Annotated in this window: 12 protein-coding genes; 3 read left to right on the top strand and 9 right to left on the bottom strand. The window is 35.7% G+C overall.

All coding sequences use genetic code 11. The annotated features are described in order from the left end of the window. Positions 1 to 4 precede the first annotated feature (4 nt). Genes D612_RS0106525 through D612_RS0106510 form a run of 4 tightly spaced genes read right to left on the bottom strand, consistent with a single transcriptional unit; the run spans position 5 to position 4,801 of the window. On the bottom strand, positions 5 to 1,387 hold the full coding sequence (locus D612_RS0106525; RefSeq protein ID WP_017754691.1) for a dihydroorotase: 1,383 nt from the start codon (positions 1,385 to 1,387) through the stop codon (positions 5 to 7). Next, a complete protein-coding gene (locus tag D612_RS18000) occupies positions 1,377 to 2,090 on the bottom strand; it encodes an isochorismatase family protein (protein WP_017754690.1) in 714 nt (237 codons plus the stop codon). The genes D612_RS0106525 and D612_RS18000 overlap by 11 nt, the downstream gene beginning before the upstream one ends. Continuing rightward, positions 2,090 to 3,469: an FAD-dependent oxidoreductase gene (locus D612_RS17995; protein ID WP_017754689.1), complete on the bottom strand. Its 1,380-nt coding sequence runs from the start codon at positions 3,467 to 3,469 to the stop codon at positions 2,090 to 2,092. The genes D612_RS18000 and D612_RS17995 overlap by 1 nt, the downstream gene beginning before the upstream one ends. Before the next feature lie 12 nt (positions 3,470 to 3,481). Continuing rightward, a complete protein-coding gene (locus D612_RS0106510; protein WP_017754688.1) occupies positions 3,482 to 4,801 on the bottom strand; it encodes an MmgE/PrpD family protein in 1,320 nt (439 codons plus the stop codon). Positions 4,802 to 5,078: 277 nt separating this feature from the next. Between D612_RS0106510 and D612_RS0106505 the strand changes: the two genes are divergently transcribed. Genes D612_RS0106505 through D612_RS0106495 form a run of 3 tightly spaced genes read left to right on the top strand, consistent with a single transcriptional unit; the run spans position 5,079 to position 7,578 of the window. Next, positions 5,079 to 5,828, top strand: coding sequence for an IclR family transcriptional regulator (locus D612_RS0106505; protein ID WP_017754687.1), 750 nt, complete (start codon positions 5,079 to 5,081; stop codon positions 5,826 to 5,828). Positions 5,829 to 5,847: 19 nt separating this feature from the next. Continuing rightward, positions 5,848 to 7,089 carry a 3-isopropylmalate dehydratase large subunit gene (locus D612_RS0106500; RefSeq protein WP_017754686.1) on the top strand — a complete coding sequence of 414 codons (1,242 nt, stop codon included), beginning with the start codon at positions 5,848 to 5,850 and terminating at the stop codon, positions 7,087 to 7,089. Beyond that, positions 7,090 to 7,578: a 3-isopropylmalate dehydratase small subunit gene (locus D612_RS0106495; protein WP_017754685.1), complete on the top strand. Its 489-nt coding sequence runs from the start codon at positions 7,090 to 7,092 to the stop codon at positions 7,576 to 7,578. A gap of 425 nt (positions 7,579 to 8,003) precedes the next feature. Here D612_RS0106495 and D612_RS0106490 read toward each other — a convergent pair whose 3' ends face one another. From D612_RS0106490 to D612_RS0106470, 5 genes are all read right to left on the bottom strand, one after another. Beyond that, positions 8,004 to 11,186, bottom strand: coding sequence for a type I restriction endonuclease subunit R (locus tag D612_RS0106490; protein WP_017754684.1), 3,183 nt, complete (start codon positions 11,184 to 11,186; stop codon positions 8,004 to 8,006). 16 nt (positions 11,187 to 11,202) lie between these two features. Continuing rightward, the gene (locus D612_RS0106485; RefSeq protein ID WP_017754683.1) at positions 11,203 to 12,381 is read right to left on the bottom strand and encodes a restriction endonuclease subunit S; all 1,179 of its coding nucleotides are present in this window, start codon (positions 12,379 to 12,381) and stop codon (positions 11,203 to 11,205) included. Continuing rightward, positions 12,374 to 13,423, bottom strand: a complete 1,050-nt coding sequence (locus tag D612_RS0106480; protein WP_017754682.1) for a virulence RhuM family protein — start codon at positions 13,421 to 13,423, stop codon at positions 12,374 to 12,376. The genes D612_RS0106485 and D612_RS0106480 overlap by 8 nt, the downstream gene beginning before the upstream one ends. Beyond that, the gene (locus D612_RS0106475; protein ID WP_017754681.1) at positions 13,416 to 15,110 is read right to left on the bottom strand and encodes a class I SAM-dependent DNA methyltransferase; all 1,695 of its coding nucleotides are present in this window, start codon (positions 15,108 to 15,110) and stop codon (positions 13,416 to 13,418) included. The genes D612_RS0106480 and D612_RS0106475 overlap by 8 nt, the downstream gene beginning before the upstream one ends. 1,027 nt (positions 15,111 to 16,137) lie before the next feature. Then, positions 16,138 to 18,150, bottom strand: coding sequence for an FAD-dependent oxidoreductase (locus D612_RS0106470; RefSeq protein ID WP_017754680.1), 2,013 nt, complete (start codon positions 18,148 to 18,150; stop codon positions 16,138 to 16,140). Positions 18,151 to 18,594: the final 444 nt, after the last annotated feature.

The following is an 18,594-nucleotide window of genomic DNA, read 5'->3' as shown; positions in this document are numbered from 1 at the left end:
ATTTTTAAATGGTTCTTGTTACAAACTTTCCTCTTCCACTTTCTTTTGTTGGTACTCCGTCTTTAACAATTACTTCCCCTCTACTTAATGTGTAAACAGGCCAGCCATTTGCTTCAAAACCGTCAAATACCGTATAATCTGAGTTTGCATGTAATACACTTGGTGATATGGTCTTCTTATTATTTAAATCAACGATTGCAAAATCGGCATCTGCTCCCACTTCAATTCTACCTTTTTGTGGTAGATTAAATGATTCTGCAACCTGATAAGAAGTAATATCAGCTATCCGTTCCAACGGAATACCACGCTTAATGTAACCCTCTGTGATCATCATAGGCAATAATGCACCCGCACTAGGGAATCCGAATTGAGCATCAAACACCCCTTCACCTTTACCAAACTTTGTAGAAAGTGAATTCGGAACATGGTCGGTACCGATAGCATTGATAAGGCCCTTCTTTATTCCATCCCACAAACGGTCTGAGTCAATTTTACCGTGTATAGGTGGACCAACCTTGGCTTTTAAACCTACTGGGGATTCTTCAGTTAAAGCTAGATAATGTGGACAAGTTTCAACTTTCACCCCTTTTTCAAGGAGCCAAGGCATTTTTTCTAAAACATCCACACTTGCACCCGATGTTAAATGCACAATAAATACATTGCCGCCAACAATATGATTAATGTATAACGTACTTAATAAAGACTCCGCTTCCGCAAATCCCGGACTAGTCAGAGACCAAGATTTCAATCCATCATTTGCACCTTCAGCTTTTAACTTCTGAGTTAAGCCACGATTGATGTCCATATTTTCGCAATGCATTGCTAATAGAAGTTTAGGAGATATAGAGTTGAATTTTTCCAGCAATCTCATCAAATCATAGGAGGATAAATTGATTCCATTTGCAATCTTGAACTTTTCATTTAATTGGCGTTCATAATTCCTAAAAAATTTAAATGATGTCAACCCGAAACGTTTTACAGTTTCTTCTAATTCATCGATATGTTGCTCGGTTAGTATGCCTAAACTATAGGTAAAATCAACATAACTATACTTTTCCCCTATTTCCTGAGCCTTTGGGAAAAACTCTAAATAACTAACTGGCTGCCGATCATAATTTACAACGGTTGTAATCCCACCAACTGCATGTTGTTTTGTATCAATGAAATCCTCTTCGATTGAGTTATAAATACCTAAATGTTGATGGGCATCTATGACACCAGGAAAAACGTGTAGGCCACTGACATCAATAACTTCAGACGCATGTATTTGATCTATCGCATCAAAAAGTCCGACTATTTTCCCATTTTGTACACCAATATGTACTTTCCTAACTCCTACCTTTGGAAATACAACAGAACCGTTTTTAATTAATAAATCAACCTTCAATCTCAGCAACTCCTTCATTATTGAATTTCATGAAATATTCAAGAATCTCATCTGATCGTACAACATCGCAATATTTCATCCATAAGTCCAGTAAACCTGCCTTATGTGAAAGTTCGATACGGTCGTAAACACAGTCTTCAACAACTGCCACGTTAAAGTTACGAGTTACTGCATCTACTGCTGTTGCTCTAACACATCCACTTGTTGATCCTCCTACGATTATCAATGAATCAACACCCATTTTAATTAAGTAACTGATTAATGGTGTGCCGTAAAATGCACTTGCATAGCTTTTATCAACTACAAGGTCATTTTCATTAGGTTTGAGCTCGTCAACGATTTGTGTTTCTGGTCTTCCATCAATATACTTTGAATTATCACGTTGCGTTTTAACTGCAAAACTATCAAAATTAATAGTCTTCTTTTGTACATTGCGTGTATAAAGGGTGGGAATGTTATGTTTGTCTGCAAATTCTTTTAATATTTTAATCTTACGAATTGCTTCCCAAGCATTTTTACCACCACCACTTGGCCATTCATCCAGTTGGTCTTCAATCGGACAGTCTTGACCAACATAGTTATGTTGAATATCAATAATTACCAATAGTGGTTTTTTCCCTAATCCCCTCTTTTTCCCATAACCTCCTTTTTCTATTACAATACGGTCTACTTCAGTTAATGCGTCCTCCCAAACTCTAACCATTAGTTTTTCATCCTTTCATTAATGATTGATTCAGCGGCATGGTCACCTGCTATTTTCCCGAAACCTAAAGCAGCTAGCAATCCATTTCCAGACATGTAACCATAGGAGTGATCGCCTGAAACACCAACAGCAGCTCCACCACCGGCATATAAATTCTTAATAACTTCTAAATTCTCATTTAATACTTGTGCATGTTTATTAATCTTCAATCCACCTTGAGTATGAAAAAGGGCGGGTGCCACTTTTATGCCGTAATAAGTAGGTTTTAGAACTTTTGCAAAATCTTTTCTTCCAAATTCATCACTACCTCTAATTGCTGAATCGTTAAATTGGTCCAATGTTTTTTTGAGATTTTTTTTATTTACCGATAATTGTTCAGCTAAATCTTCTATACTCTCAGCCTTTTTAAACGCTTTCATTTCGGCTAATTTTTTAAAATCTTCAATCGAAATTAATTGGTCGAAAATTTCTTGATCAAAAATGATATAACCATTTTTATTTGGTTGTTTTAATACTTCCACTGCAAATTCAGAATAGCCATGCGGTTCATTTCCAAAGCGGTTACCATTCAAATTGACCATAAAGCCGCCCATCATAATGGTTCCCCAAGTTACAAGAATCCCATGTGACTCAGCAACAGCTGAATGCCCTTGATAACCACTTAGAGAAGCCAATGAGGCATTTACCTTTAACCCCATTTTTATGGCATCACCAGTATTTGCTTCATATCCAAAGTAAAGAGCATCCGCGATTTCTGGTATGTATTTCTTCACAAGGTCTTTATTTGCTCCAAAACCATTTGTAGCTAGTATTACCTTTTCAGCCTTAATCCGTTGTTTACCATCAGATGAAGTTACTTCTACACCGATAATTTCATTTTCTCCATTTGTAATTAGGTCGGTTACTTCGGTCTTCATTACTAGGTAAATATTCTCTTTATTTGCTACTTTATGTTTAAGGTTTTTTATTAATTCCAATCCTGAACGAGACGGTGGTGCATGCATTCTAATATTGCGTTGCCCTGGATATTTAAATTCTTTAACAAGTGATAGTTCAATATTTAAATCGTCAACCATCCAATCAATTAGTTTTCCAGATTCTTTACAAAGAGCAAGTGTAAGTTCAGTATCACTTTCATAATGATTCTTAATTTGAATATCCTCTGCCATTTCTTCTTCTGATTCATATATACCAGCTTCTTTTTGCAATTTCGTGTCCGCTGCTGGAATCATGCCCGCACTAGCTGCGGTATTCCCCAATATAAACTCTGTCTTTTCAAATACTCCAACCTCTAAGCCCTCTTTAGCCGCTGCTAATGCAGCAATTAACCCACAACCACCTGCACCTGCAATAACAATATCCAATTCAGCATCCCACATTATTCGTACCCCCTAAGAATTTAGTAATTGTATTACGGGTCTCATGTCCTGTACTGACTCAAGATCCATAATCTGATTTATAAATACTGCTGTTTTTGAAGGTCCTATAACTGTTTCTAGTAATCTACTGCATTTTTGAATAACTTTCTCTTCAAGGTCTTCTTCGTGGGCATCTCCTCTGGCACCTTCAACCTCTACTATCAATTTTTTATTATCTTTCGTCATAACTTCTAATCTTGAATTCCTTTTGTATGGTAATAATTTTGTTAATTCATCATCTTCAAAAACGAATACTTTTTTCGCAAAACCTAAAATTTCTTCATGTTTACTTTCATTGAAGAACATACTTGATATGGCATATGGAATTGAAAATTTTCCAGCGTATTCATTATTCACTTCCTGATTTGATAGCTTTGCCGCTAAAGAATACGTATACACATTAATTTTTTCTATTGATTGTGGTGAAAATTTCTCATTTCGTAATACCTTTAGGATTCCATCAATCGGTGAATGGCAAAAACGACAGAATGGATAGAATTTAAAATATGTATTCATTAAAGAAAAAGTTTTTCCTAATCCCTCAACGATTTTTTCTTGAGAAAACTTTTCACCAAGAATTCCATTACCATATATCTCTTCGATGCTAGAAGGACTACCCGAAAAACCAGCTCGAACAAGGGATGGTACAATACAGGAATACATATTATTTAATCCAATAAATACGTCCCTTATTCGATGTCCTTCTATTACCGATTTCCACAAAGTAATATTTGGTAATGAGCCACAGAGCGATAAACCTCTTTTATACTCAATTTCAGTAAAATTATGTAATTTACCTATCGCAAACCCAGAACCAATAAGACCCCAATTCCCATGTGGATGTATATTTTCCTTTAGATTAATAGAAGCCCCTGCACGTACTCCAATTTCATAACCAACAATGAAACTTTCTAAAAATCTGTAACCGCTTACTTTATTTTGTTCAGAATAAGTTAAAAGGGATGGTATGAAGTGACAAGCGGGATGGCCTTTTGCAATCGGATTACCTTCATCCATTTCCTCAGTTACCATTGCAATCCCATTTATCATTGCTGCTACATAACTACTGAGCTTAATATTTGTTCCGTAAACACTCGATACTTGTTCACTTAGATAAGAGGAAGTCTTCATAATTTCGTTATGTAATCTTGACAACTGATCAGTTTGATTACCTGCGATAATAGCTGTTAATGAATCTAAAATTATGATTTTTGCTCTTCTCAGGACGTTTGGATTAACTTGACTTAATTTAAAATTAATAGAAAACCTAGTTAGTTCATATTGGTAACCCATTCGCTCAGCCCCTTTGTTCCGCATTACGGAACGCGTTTTGTTTTTTCGGAATTATTTTCTTAATATTAACATTATTAAAAAATATAAGTCAATATAGAAAATTTGTCTTATTTCGTAGTTTTGCCGTTTGTTTACATGTTCGAAAGAAGATACAATAAATTTAATAAACTTTTATATCCAAATGTTGATTTTAAAAAATAACTGTTTTACAATAAAACAAATTCCACTTGGTGAACTATTAGTCCGTATAGCGGAATTAGATAAGGAGACCTACATTATGAAATCAAAAGATAATGTGCAATCTGTAGAACGAGCTATTGATCTTCTATACTGCTTTTCTTTTCAAAAACCCGAATTGTCATTAAATGATTTTGTTATTCAAACAGGATTAAAACGCACAACCGTTTTCCGTTTACTATCATCATTAAAAAACAAAGGCCTAATTATTAAAGATGAACACTCAAGTACTTATAAATTAGGTCTCCCTCTTTTAGAAATGAGTCAAATAGTGAGTGAAAATTTGGACATACGAAAAGAAGCTATTCCAATTATGGAAAATCTGGCCAAAAAGACAAATGAGACCGTTAGCCTTAATCTTATTCAAGACTTGCATCGAATTTGCGTTGAAAAAGTTGAAGGAACTGAGGATATAAGACAATTTATTAGACTAGGGTTCCCATATCCAATTATAAAAGGGGCTTCAGGGAAATTGTTATTAGCCTATTCATCTAGTAATTACGTCGAACGCGTGATTTTAAACCATCAACAAGAAGATATACTTACTGAAGTATTCTTAGAAGAGTTAAAACAAATAAAAAACCAAGGATATGCATTCAGTATGAATGAAAGAGTTAAGGGTGCATATGCAATCTCAACACCAATTCTTGGTGTTAGAGGTGTATTGCATGGTGGACTATCTATTTCAGGATTATCAATTCGTTTAAATAACAAATTAAAAGAAGACTTTATTGAAGATGCAATTATCGCTGCGCAAATGATTTCAAAAAAAATGGGGTTTAACCCATAAAAATTGAAAGGTGGTTATTATGGCACAAACCGTGATTGAAAAAATTATTTCGAGCCATGCCGGAAAAAAAGTCAAACAAAATGAGATTGCTATTGTAAATGTAGATGGTGTAATGGCAACAGACACAACAGCCCCTTTAACAATAAAAGCTTTTCAAGAAATGGGCGGTACAAAAATATGGGATTCAAATAAGATGTTCCTAATTATCGACCATGCTTCTCCTGCGCCAAATGAACGAATTGCAAATCTACATGATTTAATGCGAAAATTTGCTAAAGAACAAAATATTAAGATATATGATGTTGGAGAAGGTATCTGCCATCAATTAATGATCGAAAACCATCATGTTAAACCCGGACAATTATTTTTAGGGGCTGATTCCCATACTTGTACATACGGTGCTATTGGTGCATTCGCTACAGGAGTTGGTTCTACCGACTTAGCAGGTGTTATGTTGACCGGTCAGACCTGGTTAAAAGTTCCTGAAACGATTAAAATTGTCCTGATCGGTACGATAAATGACGGAGTCTCCGCAAAAGATTTAATTCTGTATGTTGTTGGCAAGCTTGGGATAGAAGGCGCAACTTATAAAGCAATTGAATTTACTGGAACAGCAATTGAATCATTGTCCCTAGATAGCCGGATGACCCTGTCTAATATGGCAATTGAAATGGGAGCAAAAGCTTGTTTTGTAGATACAAAGGGTTTAATACTTCCTTACGAATTTGAACATATCCAAGGTGATGCCGGAGCAACCTATGAAAAAGTTCTTGAATTTGATCTATCAAATATTACACCTAATGTATCCATTCCTCACTCACCTGATAGTGTCAAACCAATTTCTGAGATAATTGGTCGACCAATTCAACAAGCTTTTATCGGAAGCTGTACAAATGGAAGATTAGAAGATTTACATGCAGCTGCTAAGGTGCTAAAAAACAAAAAGATTGATCCGAATGTAAGATTAATTATTGCACCTGCATCAAGACAGGTTTTCCTAGATGCACTAAAAGATGGGACTATTGAAATTCTTACAACAGCAGGGGCATCCTTTATCCCATCTGGATGCGGCCCTTGTGTAGGAACTCACCTAGGTATCCCAGGTAATGATGAGAATATTATCTCGTCAACAAATCGAAACTTTCAAGGAAGAATGGGAAACCGAAATTCAAATGTTTATTTAGCTTCCCCTTCAACAGTTGCTGCTTCCGCTTTATTTGGAAAAATAACAGATCCTACTACACTAAGGGAGGAAGCGTAAATGGAACTTAAAGGATTTTCCCATGTATATGGGAACAATATTGATACAGATCGAATTATTCCAGGTAAGTATACGAAAACTCTTAACCTTCAAGATCTGGCAGATCATGTATTAGAAGACTTAGACCCCGAATTTCGAATCCGAATGAAAAAAGGGGATATAGTTGTAGGCGGTGAAAATTTTGGCTGCGGTTCATCAAGAGAGCAAGCACCGCTAGCACTAAAAACTGCAGGTGTTTCAGCAGTAATTGCTCGTTCTTTTGCAAGGATCTTCTTTAGAAACGCAATTAATATTGGTCTACCTGTTATTGAAATAAATAACCATACAATTATCCAAGATGATGAAATTGAAATTAACTTATCAAAAGGTCATGTACAAAATCTAACACAAAATAAAACACATCAAGTTACACAAATGCCTGATGTAATGGTCAAAATACTGAATGAAGGGGGATTAGTAAACTATTTAAAAAAATTTAAAAACTATTAAACAACTACTTTTTTGTTACTAATAACGTACCTTGACTAAAAAATTGATATTGCTAGGTATCTGCAACTGTTAACATTTTGTAGAAGATAAAAAGAGACAGTTGTTTCTAGACATACTCTTTTTGAGTATAATGTATTTCTTTCCTTAAAAGTCGACTAATTTTTTAAAAGAACCTATAACCAAGGGGCTGTCCGTAAAGTGGAAATCTCTTAAATGAAATAATCAAGATTGTTAATATATAAAGGTTTTTAAACATAAAAGGGGCATCCATAAGTCGAAATGAACTGCCCCTTTTTATTCGTCTATTCAATTAAAGCCCCTATTCTCCTGTTTCTGCGAAATGCTTCGTCGACAGGTGCCTAGTACTTGTCGATAGGGTTTGTGTAGTAATAGCATAAATATTGATGTAGTGTTGATTAAAACCTTTATGCAATCCAGCTAAAACCCATTATTGCCTGATCTACAATATGTTCGAAGACAACATTACTTTTCTGTGAAAAAATCTCTCTCTCATAGCTTTCTGGTAAAAAGCTGTTTAACACATTAATAATTTCACTTTTCACTTTTTCTTTTGGCTGAGGATCATTTTCCCAGCCTACCACAAATAGTTCTGACTTCTTCTTTGTCAGTGTTTCATAGAGCATTTTTGCAGCAAGCTTAACCTTCTTTTCTTCTTCTTTTGAAAGCTTATCTTTTCTAAGTAAGTCAAAAATTTCTAGTTCTTCTTCGCTGAGTTCCTCCTTAATATGGCGCTCCTCTTCACGCTTTAAGTCTTCCATGAATTTTAATAGTTTTTCAAAAAAATCGTCATTCGCTGAGCCACCTGCATTATAGTTATCAATGATGTTTTGAAAAACTTCAGCAAAGTTTCCTCTTGTTACATTTCTTCTAAGCATCCTTGCAAGTTTTTCCTCAATGTACTCTCGTAAATTGGCAATTTCAATATTTTTATATTTTGTCCTTTTGATCTGTGCTCGGAGTTCGTCGATGTTAAGCTTTGAAAGATCAATTTCTTTCCCTGTCGTGACAATACTATACGTTGCTGTTTCTTCTGCTACTAACACGCTTTCGTCTAAAAGCTGATCAATTTTCTGCCTAGCAGCATCCAACTTTTCTGGGCGAATTTTTCCTTCAATGATTCCTCGTAAGTATAAAATCGCTTCCTTTAAAGAAGAGTCCCAGTCCATTTTAAAGATGTCGGGTCGCAACGATTCATAGAGCGCTTCAACAGTATTGGCATAAACTTTGAACTCATTTTTCCATTCATCATTACCAAGAATGGTATTAGCAAAGCTTTCAAAATAATCAAGCTTTTTAAACGTATCTGCTTGTCCGATTATAACGTTTAAGTCGACACCAAATGTAGAGCAAAATAAGACAGTTGCTTCTACCGTTTCATTTAACTGTTCCAATAATTTTTCAATATCCTTAACAGGCATTACACCTTCTTCTGTAATCGCATAATCAGCTAGTGCTCGTTTAAGATATTTAAATACGTCCAAATAATCGACAATAATTCCGTTCTTTTTCCCAGGGTATACACGATTTGCCCTTGCAATAGCTTGCATAAGCGTGTGCCCCTTCATTGGTTTATCCAAATACAATGTAGAGACAGCTGGTGCATCAAATCCTGTTAACCACATCGAACAAACAAACACTAGCTGTAGAGGATGCCTATCATCTTTAAAGTGGTCTTCAATATCAAAGCCATTTTCATCTACCATATCCATACGTTCTCGATGCAGTTTCACAGATAACCCTTGTTTATTAAACTTTTCTTCCTCACCATCTTCATAGCTAATGATAACAGCCATTTCCACTCTCCGCATATAATCGACAATCCGCTTAATCTTTAATTTCTCTACTTCATCCTTTAGTTTAGAAATCTCAGCATTTAGCTTTTTGATTTCTTCTTTCCAGTAAAATTGTACCTTATCATACATTTTTACGGTTGTGAACTTATCTACAGATACGACCATTCCTTTACCAAGGAAGCCTCTACGTGGGAAATGATACACGATATCTTTGGCAATCGTATCTAATCGATCATCACGCTTAATGACTTCTAATTCTTTAGCGTAATGATTTTCTAACCGTTTTTGTTCCGCATCAGTTAGATTCTCTTGTTCTAATATTTCTGAAAAATCAGAGTCCAAAAAGTCGTTTTTTAGTTCCACTTCAGGTACTCTCTTTGTGTAGTAAAGTGGTACAGTTGCCTGATCCTCGATTGATTGTGCAAAATTATATTCACTGACATAATCACCAAACCAAGCATTTGTTAGTCGTTTGTTGCCCAGTAGAGGCGTTCCTGTAAAAGCAATAAACTGAGCATTTGGCAAGCCTGTCCGCATATTTTCGCCCAAATCTTTATATTGAGTTCGGTGCGCTTCATCGACAATAACGATAATATCATCGCGGTCTGATAGAATCGGATATTTCTTTCCTTTGTCATATCTGAATTTGTGAATAAGAGTAAATAGGATCGTTTTATTCGTTGTCAGCTCCTCCCGAAGTTTTGCACTATTAGCTGGGCGGACTTCTTCTTCCTTTTTAATGAATTCCGTTCTAAGGAAGTTTTTATAGATTTGATCATCTAAATCCTCGCGGTCTGTGACGACCAAAAAAGTAAAATTGCCGCTGACCTTGTGTTTGATCTTACGCGCAAGCATTACCATTGAATAGCTTTTGCCACTGCCTTGTGTATGCCAAAAAACACCCAATTTCCCGTGTAATTCCTCACGATTTAAAAAGGCATGATAAGCATTATTTACACCTAGAAACTGATGGTTTTTGGCAATGAGCTTTGTCCGTTTCCGGTCAAAGAGAATAAAGTTTTCGATGTAATCTATTAAAGTTTCTTTTTTTAACAGTCCACGAATGAGATATTCTAAGCTAATGCCATTTTCTTTAATTTCCTTGCGGTCAGGTTTTTCTTTTTCATCCTCTACCTTCAGCCATTCAAAAAAATGCTCATAACCAGCTTTAAAGCTACCTAAACGAGTTTCCATACCATTCGACAATACACAGATTTGATTAAAGTTAAATAAATAAGGAATATCCTTTAAGTAGTCAGTGAGATTTTTGTCATAGGCATTCTTTACCAAAATATTTGAATTTTTAAGCTCGATAAATACGAGCGGTAAGCCATTAATAAAAATAATCAAATCTGGACGACGCCAATGAACCTCGCCTTTGATCCACATTTGCGTTGCGACAATGAAGCTATTGTTTAGTGGTTCGTTATAATCAATGATTATTAAGCGACCCTTCGTCTTTTTGCCATTTCGCTCATATTCTACGTTTATCCCTGTGCGGAGCATTTGATAATTTTCATAGTTTGTAAGCATTAAATCAGCCGTATTCGGGGTGGAGACTAACTTTTCTGCCACTTGTTTTACAGTATCGACCGGGATGTTGGGGTTAAGTTGGCACAACTTATTATACAGGACCTTTGGCAAGACAACCTGCTTTTTATTTTCTCGACCTGTCCCATCAGGCAACGTTTCTTTATCTGCTGTGAAGCAATTCATACTTTCGTATTGATTGACATCGACTAACATCTTGATCGCTGATTGTTCAATCATATCCTCTGTAATAATTCGTGCCATAATAAGCCCCCTTTTCTTACACTTCGATTTTCCCGCTCATAAGTCTTGGTAGTAATAGGTCACGTTGTTTGATGAGGTTGCGGTTTTGAGTTTGGAGATTGTTAATTAACAATTTGCTATTCTTAACTTTTTTGTCAAATAATTCTTGTAGATTGCCATTTGGCATCAATACCTTTTTATTCATAAATTCTGTCCAATGTCTTTTATATTCAGTAGTTTCTATAAGGCTGTTAACAAGGTAATATAAAAACAAAATCGGAATCTTATTTTGGGAGATAAAAGGAACAACATTTTCAGATAATGAAAAATCATTTATCATAAGTTGCATTTTGCAAGAATGATCACCAAATATAATAATGGGGTTATCAATACTTGCTTTATGAGATGGTTCATTGTTATGAAATCCAACATATTCTTTTCGTGATTGGTCAATTACTATAACCCTACCCTCTGCTGAGACATTATTTTCTTTGTATAAAGTTCCAAAGGGTAATCTTTTTACAATATTTTTCACCTTCGCAACTTCCCACCCTTTTGGCAAACCATTTTCAAACTTTGTTTGCTTGTAGTTTGGAAAACGGAAACGCACAAACCATTCTTTATATAAATTTTGTGCAGCTTTTTCTAACAGCTCTATTCTGCGGTTGTTGTTTTCGATAAGATCATCATATGCTGATAGAATATCAGCTATTTTTTGTTGGGTAGGAAGTGGCGGAACAAAGGTTTTTATATTTTCTATAGATTTCGGGCTAATATTTGCTTGATTAGCTGCACCATGTGCGATTATTCCAATATATTCTCTAATCCATTGAGTCCTCAAAATATAATAAATAAATTTACCCAATCCTTTATTTTTTTTGCCAATTATCTTACCAGCTCTTTGATTTAAGATGGAAGGAGATTGACTTTTGTATATTGCCGTTCTTCCTACCATAGAGTTTGGTTGAGTAATATGAGATCCTGTTAAGGAAACTAATACATCTCCAAATTTAACAGTATATTTCTCATCTAATGTTGAAACAGATTGGACATCTACATATTGAGTATTATTATCTAAATCGACATAACCGTTCCCGATATTGGAGATTTTAATTACAGGAATTTGTCCTTTACTTTTAAAATCATTACTTTTAAATGCATAACCAGAAATTACATTACATACTTCCCCTAATCTCTTCTCTTCCCAATTACTCACGCCCTTCACCGCCTTGATTAGACTCCTTCAAAAGTCTGTCAAAGTCGCTTTCAAACAGTCTATCCTGCACAATCCGATATTTTTCAAACTCACTTTCTGCAAAGGCTTTTGCTACCTCTGCTGTCACCTTACCAGAGTTATTAAGTAAGTCATATTCATTAAACTGCAAAAAAGCATTTAGCTTTTTTGCCCAATCTTCCATTGTCATCGGTATCTTTCTTTTAGCTTGATTTTCTGCATAGTCAAGGTACATTGTAACAATCCTATTAAGTGAATCTATCTCATCTAATGTTAAATAGTTTTTTGCAACAGAAACATCACTCTTCAATATTTTACCATTAGGTGAACTTTTCCAGCTAGTTAGTCCCATGTTCTCTTTTTCTGCATTTGCTCGATCAACTATAAGCTCAGCCGCTGTTTTACCATGGATTGCAAAATGAAGTTTATTTTGTACTGTTTTAAAAAATGCCTTAGTCGTTAGAGCAGTCGAAGAATAATCCATTGCCGTAGCGTAAATATCAGTTATTTTTTGATAAAACTTTCTCTCACTGGCTCTAATTTCTCTAATTTCTTCAAGCAAATGATCGAAATATTCTTCATTCAAAAATGTACCATTTTTTAGTCTTTCTTTATCAAGCACATAACCACGAATAGAAAAATCCTTTAGAACAGAAGTTGCCCACTGACGAAACTGAATGGCTCGGTTAGAATTCGTTCTAAATCCAACAGCAATTACAGCTTCTAAGTTATAAAATTTAGTATTATATTCTTTCCCGTCAGTTCCAGTTCGTCGGAATTTCCGACGCACTGAATGCTCATCCAATTCACCATCGGAAAAGATATTTTTTAAGTGTTCTGTAATAGTAGAACGACCTTTTTCGTAAAGCGTTGCAATCATATCTTGGGTTAACCATACATTTTCATCAGCAACCATAACTTCAATGGAATCTTCACCTGCTTGAGATGTGAATATTAAAAACTCTGCGGTACTATTACGTATTTGCAACTGATTGCTTTGACTCAATGAATTTTTTTTACTCATTGCCATTCACCAATAACTGCAAATTCTCCGCAATTTTCCTCTCTAATTCTTTTGCGTCATTATTTAGTTGCGCCAATTCTTCATGAAGCGTTAACATTTCTGCTTTAAATTCTTCCTCTGTTAATCCATCTTCCTCAATGACAACACCAACATAGCGCCCTGGATTTAGCGAATAGTCTTGTTCTTTTATTCCATCTTCACCATCGATTGTTGCCACTTTACAAAGACCTGTTATATCTTGATATTTTCCTTCGGGGAATCGTTCTAATAGCCAATCAAGATTACTTTGCCAGTATGCTTTATCCTCAGCAGCTTCCAATTCTGCTTTGTACTCATCTACCAATGCCCAAAATTCTTCTGATTTGCCTTCATATAACCTTGTGATGATTGCAAGATTTTTTATTTGTTCATCAGAAAATTTACGGTGTGCTCGATCAATTTGAGTGAATATATTTCTAGCATCGATAAATAGTATTTCATCTTTCTTTATCTTGGCATTATTAAAAAACCAAAGGGTTGCAGGTAATGTCACCGTACTAAACATATTGGAAGGCAATGTGACCATTTGGCTAATAATACCACTTTCAATCAACTTCATCCGAATCTCTTTTTCACTATGTCCTGCATCTGATGCAGAATTTGCCATAACTAGCGCAGCTCGTCCTTTTTCATTTAACGAAGTTGCAAACATATTAATCCATAAATAGTTTCCATTAGGTACGGTTTCTGATGCATCACCTTTTGCTTTTTTCGATTTATTTTGCGGGACACCGTAAGTATTAAAGCGAGGTTGGTTTTTCACACTGTCCAGCTCAATGCCATCGACATTAAACGGTGGATTTGCCATCACGTAATCAAAATTGCCAAAACAATCATAAGGATCATTATAATAAGAGTTTGCCTCTATAATGGTGCCACGAATATTGTTAAGAGCTAAGTTCATTTTTGCTAATTTGACTGTTGCTCCGGTTTTTTCAACACCGTAAGCACGGAGATTTATGTTATTTCCATTTTTTTTATGCTTCTCAATATAGTGGGCCGTTTGAACAAACATACCACCACTACCACATGCCGGGTCTAATATTTTCCCCTCAGTAGGCGCCAGAACTTCAACCATATAGCGAACAACCGTCGATGGTGTAAAGAATTCTCCACCGCCTTGACCTTCTGCAAGGGCAAAGTTACCAAGAAAATATTCATAAATCTCACCAAAGACATCAATGCTAATATCATCAGGAATATCCTTAAATGTTTTAAGAAGCTTTTTAAGTACAGTTTTATCATCACCGCTACTAATATTGTAATACTCATCTTTTGGCAGAGTATCTGCAAGCTCTGTAGTATATTTTTCTACAGCAACCATCGCTTCCTTTACCTTTTGCGCAAGATTTTCGCTTTCAGGCAGGTTTAATAAATAGTCATACTTTGCCTCACTAGGCAAATAAAAACCGCACTTTTCAATTGCAATTTCCTGAATAGATCTTTCCATTCTTGTTCCTCGATGTTTTTCATATTCTGCATTTATATCTGCTTCATATTGCTTATATTTACTCTCAGCAAATCTTAGAAAAATAAGCCCTAATATTGGCGTTGCATATTCAGTAGATTTAAGTCCAGAATTAGCACGAAGTTGATCTGCTGATGCCCATAGTCTAGCTTTTAGATCTTTTAATTGTTCATTATTCATCTTCTATCCTCCACATCTAGCAAATAATCACCTATATAACCAATATTACAATATAGCTCCTTGCAAATCCGCACAAGAACCTTAAAAGGAGTGACTGATGATATTCGAATTGTATTTCAACCTTATTTTTATTATCATTAGCAGCTTCCACAGATGTGATAAATAGATGTTACATTACCCCACCAAAATGTTTCGCTCGGATAATTATTCTATTGCCATTTTAAACACTAATGTACTATTAATACTCCCTTATGATATTCCATTTAAGAAAGAAACAGTAAAGTATATCACAGAGAAAAACAAGTCTGTAACCCAGCTGGCTGGAGAAGTGGGAGTTTAATGTAATTTGTAATATTCTAGTCTAAGCTAATTTAATTATATCTAATAACAGAAAGTGGGAAAACGTTTTTTACAAAAGTTCCATTATTTATAAACTGTTAAGCTTATAAAGAAATCAGTTATAATATTGAGTTCATTAAGTGAACTACGTCGCCATTAAAATGGCAAGCTTCTGGTTCTACGCAATGAACTGATGTCCATTGAACGTATACACCTTGGGGCGCCCAACACGACTACTGATTGTGCTTGAAGCACGTTCAGATACTTTTTACTAATATTTATGGCACCATTTACATCATCAAGACTACATGGCAGTCTTTACAGTGACCTCTATATTTACGATTAGATTTTTGGACATATTCTTTAGAAGGAAGCGGCTTGAATTGTGAACCGTTTTCCTTCTGTCAATTTCTTTTTCCATTGGCTACTTTTCATAACTTTCTTGCTGCTAAAACAGGAATTAAATTCGATAAATACCAATGTTTTTTCACTTACATATGGTATATAAAATGATAAAAAAATCGGATACTTGAAGTAGTCAAAGCTACTCCGTATCCGACCTTACTTTCATTTCTCCAATAAATTATACAGGATTCTCGTTCGGGTTTCCCATAGGGAGCAATCGCCCAAGTTATTCTCACTGTATTCCACATCTACAAAAGCAATTCTTCTCGCTGCTTCTGGCAATCTATCTTGTACGGGCCATCATTCTTGAAAGTCCGCCGCCATTTTCAAGGTTGGTAAAGCCGTATGTTTTGAGAATCTGCACTGCATAAGCACTTCTTGCGCCAGATTGGCAGTAAAGTATTATTTCTCTATCCTTCTTTCCTAACTTATCTACTTTAGACTGTAATTCATCTAGAGGAATATTTATCGCGCCAGGATATGCACCGAATGCAAACTCCCCAGCAGTACGCACATCAACAATCAAAGGTCCATTTGATTCTTCCTCTTTTATTTCAACTGTATCAACATTATTCTCTTCGACATTACTTTTCTCACCAATTCTTTTTGGTTCTGGTGCTGGCAGTTCTAGTTGGAAATTCGTTGGAGTCACAGCCCTTACATAGCCGGAAAGACTTGCGAATCCACCGCTTACATTAAATACATTCGTAAATCCCGCTCCAACGAGAGTACGCAATGCCTGATGTCCTTTTTTCCCAGTTTGATCATAAACAAAGATTAGTTTATTCTTCGGAAGCTCATCTAGTTTTGATAGAAGAATTTCGAGAGGGATATTAATTGCTCCCTCTACATGGGATTTGTCAAATGCAAATACATCCCTAACATCAACCCAAAGCGCTTCCTTGCCATCTAAATAGCTGTCTATTTCAGAAACTGTCAAAGCGGGTGAGTACCCTGAAATTCGGTTCTCGGCTACATATGCCGCCATATTCATGGCATCATTTGCAGTTCCAAGCGGTGGTGAGTAAGCAAAATCCATATCAGCAAGATCAGAAACTGTGAGTTTTGCTGCGGCAGCGGCTGCTAAAACATCTAGTCTTCTGTCAGCTCCGGCATAACCTGCTGTCTGTCCACCAAGCACCACTCCAGTTTCTCTATCATAAACGACAAGAACAGTAACCTGCTCTGCTCCCGGATAATAAGAAGTGTGGTGTTCTTTATGAATAACAATTGCATCTGCATTAAGCCCTGCAGCTCTAGCACCTTTTAGGGAGAGTCCAGTAGTTCCTGCAACTGCTTCAAAAACTCTGACAATAGATGTACCTATTGAGCCTTTGTATTCATGCCTTTTGCCAAGGGCATTTTCTGCTGCAATTCGTCCTTGACGATTAGCAGGTCCTGCAAGTGGAATACGTACTTTCTTGCCATGCACTCGGTGTTCAAGTTCAACCATATCCCCTGCAGCATAAATATTATCATCACTAGTTTTCAATGTTGAATCAACCAGTAAGCCACCCGCTTCACCAATATCTAGACCTGCCTCCTGAGCAAGTTTAAGGGTAGGACGCACACCTATTGATAAAAGAATCATATCGGCATCAATTGTAGATCCATCCTTAAGAGTCACACTATTTCTACCTATATCAGAAACCGCTTTATTTGTCAGAACATCTACTCCGTATGACACCATTTCTTGCTGGATGAACCCAGCTATTTCGGATTCCATAATAGCCATCACATGAGGCATCATCTCAACTACAGAAACTTTTATTCCCTTCTTAACAAGAGCTTCTACCATTTCAAGACCAATAAATCCACCACCTACAACTACCGCTGTCTTAGGCTTTCTATTTTCTATGAATGAATTGATCTTATCCATGTCTTCAAGAGTCCAAAGCTGGAAGACATGATCTTGTTCTGCTCCAGGTATTGGTGGAGCAATAGGTTTTCCACCTTGAGCAAGAATAAGCTTTGTATATTCATATGTTTTCTTTTCTCCAGTACGTGAATCTACTGCATATACAATTCTGTTTTTTCTATCAATCTCTGTTGCTGTTGTATATATGTGAACTGCTGTCTGGTACTGCTCATTAAAACTTTCAGGGCTTTGTAAAATAAGCTTTGATCTACTATCTATGTCTCCACCGATATAGTACGGAAGTCCGCAATTTGCAAATGAGATATCGGGTCCAGATTCAAGAATTGTAATTTGAGCATCTGCTGATAGTCTTCTGGCTTTTGCTGCAGCTGTAGCACCTGCCGCTACGCCACCAATAATAACAATTTTCTCCATCATTTATTGCCTCCAATAATATAATTTAGTAGGTGTTTTCTCTATACTTTGAAAAATAATCAACTAATATTACTGGGTTTTATTTTCTGAATGAATAAAAGTCATCGAATACTAATGTATTAAAACAAATTATATTTTTTACTAAGAATTTTATATCGATGCGACTACTCATTTAATTTTATACCCATGCAGGTATATATTATAGGTATTCTGTTTAGATGTCAATCCTTTGATATATGCAAATAGCTATGGCAGTGTTGATTCTAGGTGGTTCTGCATTCCGAGCTAAAATAGAGGTGAAGAAAGGGCCCAAGCCCTTGATATTACTACACTTTTCAACCATAGTACAAAATTAAATTATTTCAGATAATAATTGACTGAGAATCATTATCGTCATTTTTTCGACAATTATGGTATTTTTATCTAATTAGTCAAATTAATGGAACT

The organism is Calidifontibacillus oryziterrae (assembly GCF_000331575.1).
GTDB lineage: Bacteria > Bacillota > Bacilli > Bacillales > Bacillaceae_J > Calidifontibacillus_A > Calidifontibacillus_A oryziterrae.
This window is presented reverse-complemented; position numbering and strand designations above follow the sequence as displayed.

What these genes read in the sequence shown, in the direction of transcription:
- D612_RS18000 (WP_017754690.1), bottom strand. Translation starts at nt 2,090, where the DNA reads ATGGTTAGAGTTTGGGAGGACGCATTAACTGAAGTAGACCGTATTGTA.
- D612_RS17995 (WP_017754689.1), bottom strand. Translation starts at nt 3,469, where the DNA reads ATGTGGGATGCTGAATTGGATATTGTTATTGCAGGTGCAGGTGGTTGT.
- D612_RS0106510 (WP_017754688.1), bottom strand. Translation starts at nt 4,801, where the DNA reads ATGGGTTACCAATATGAACTAACTAGGTTTTCTATTAATTTTAAATTA.
- D612_RS0106505 (WP_017754687.1), top strand. Translation starts at nt 5,079, where the DNA reads ATGAAATCAAAAGATAATGTGCAATCTGTAGAACGAGCTATTGATCTT.
- D612_RS0106500 (WP_017754686.1), top strand. Translation starts at nt 5,848, where the DNA reads ATGGCACAAACCGTGATTGAAAAAATTATTTCGAGCCATGCCGGAAAA.
- D612_RS0106495 (WP_017754685.1), top strand. Translation starts at nt 7,090, where the DNA reads ATGGAACTTAAAGGATTTTCCCATGTATATGGGAACAATATTGATACA.
- D612_RS0106490 (WP_017754684.1), bottom strand. Translation starts at nt 11,186, where the DNA reads ATGGCACGAATTATTACAGAGGATATGATTGAACAATCAGCGATCAAG.
- D612_RS0106480 (WP_017754682.1), bottom strand. Translation starts at nt 13,423, where the DNA reads ATGAGTAAAAAAAATTCATTGAGTCAAAGCAATCAGTTGCAAATACGT.
- D612_RS0106475 (WP_017754681.1), bottom strand. Translation starts at nt 15,110, where the DNA reads ATGAATAATGAACAATTAAAAGATCTAAAAGCTAGACTATGGGCATCA.
- D612_RS0106470 (WP_017754680.1), bottom strand. Translation starts at nt 18,150, where the DNA reads ATGATGGAGAAAATTGTTATTATTGGTGGCGTAGCGGCAGGTGCTACA.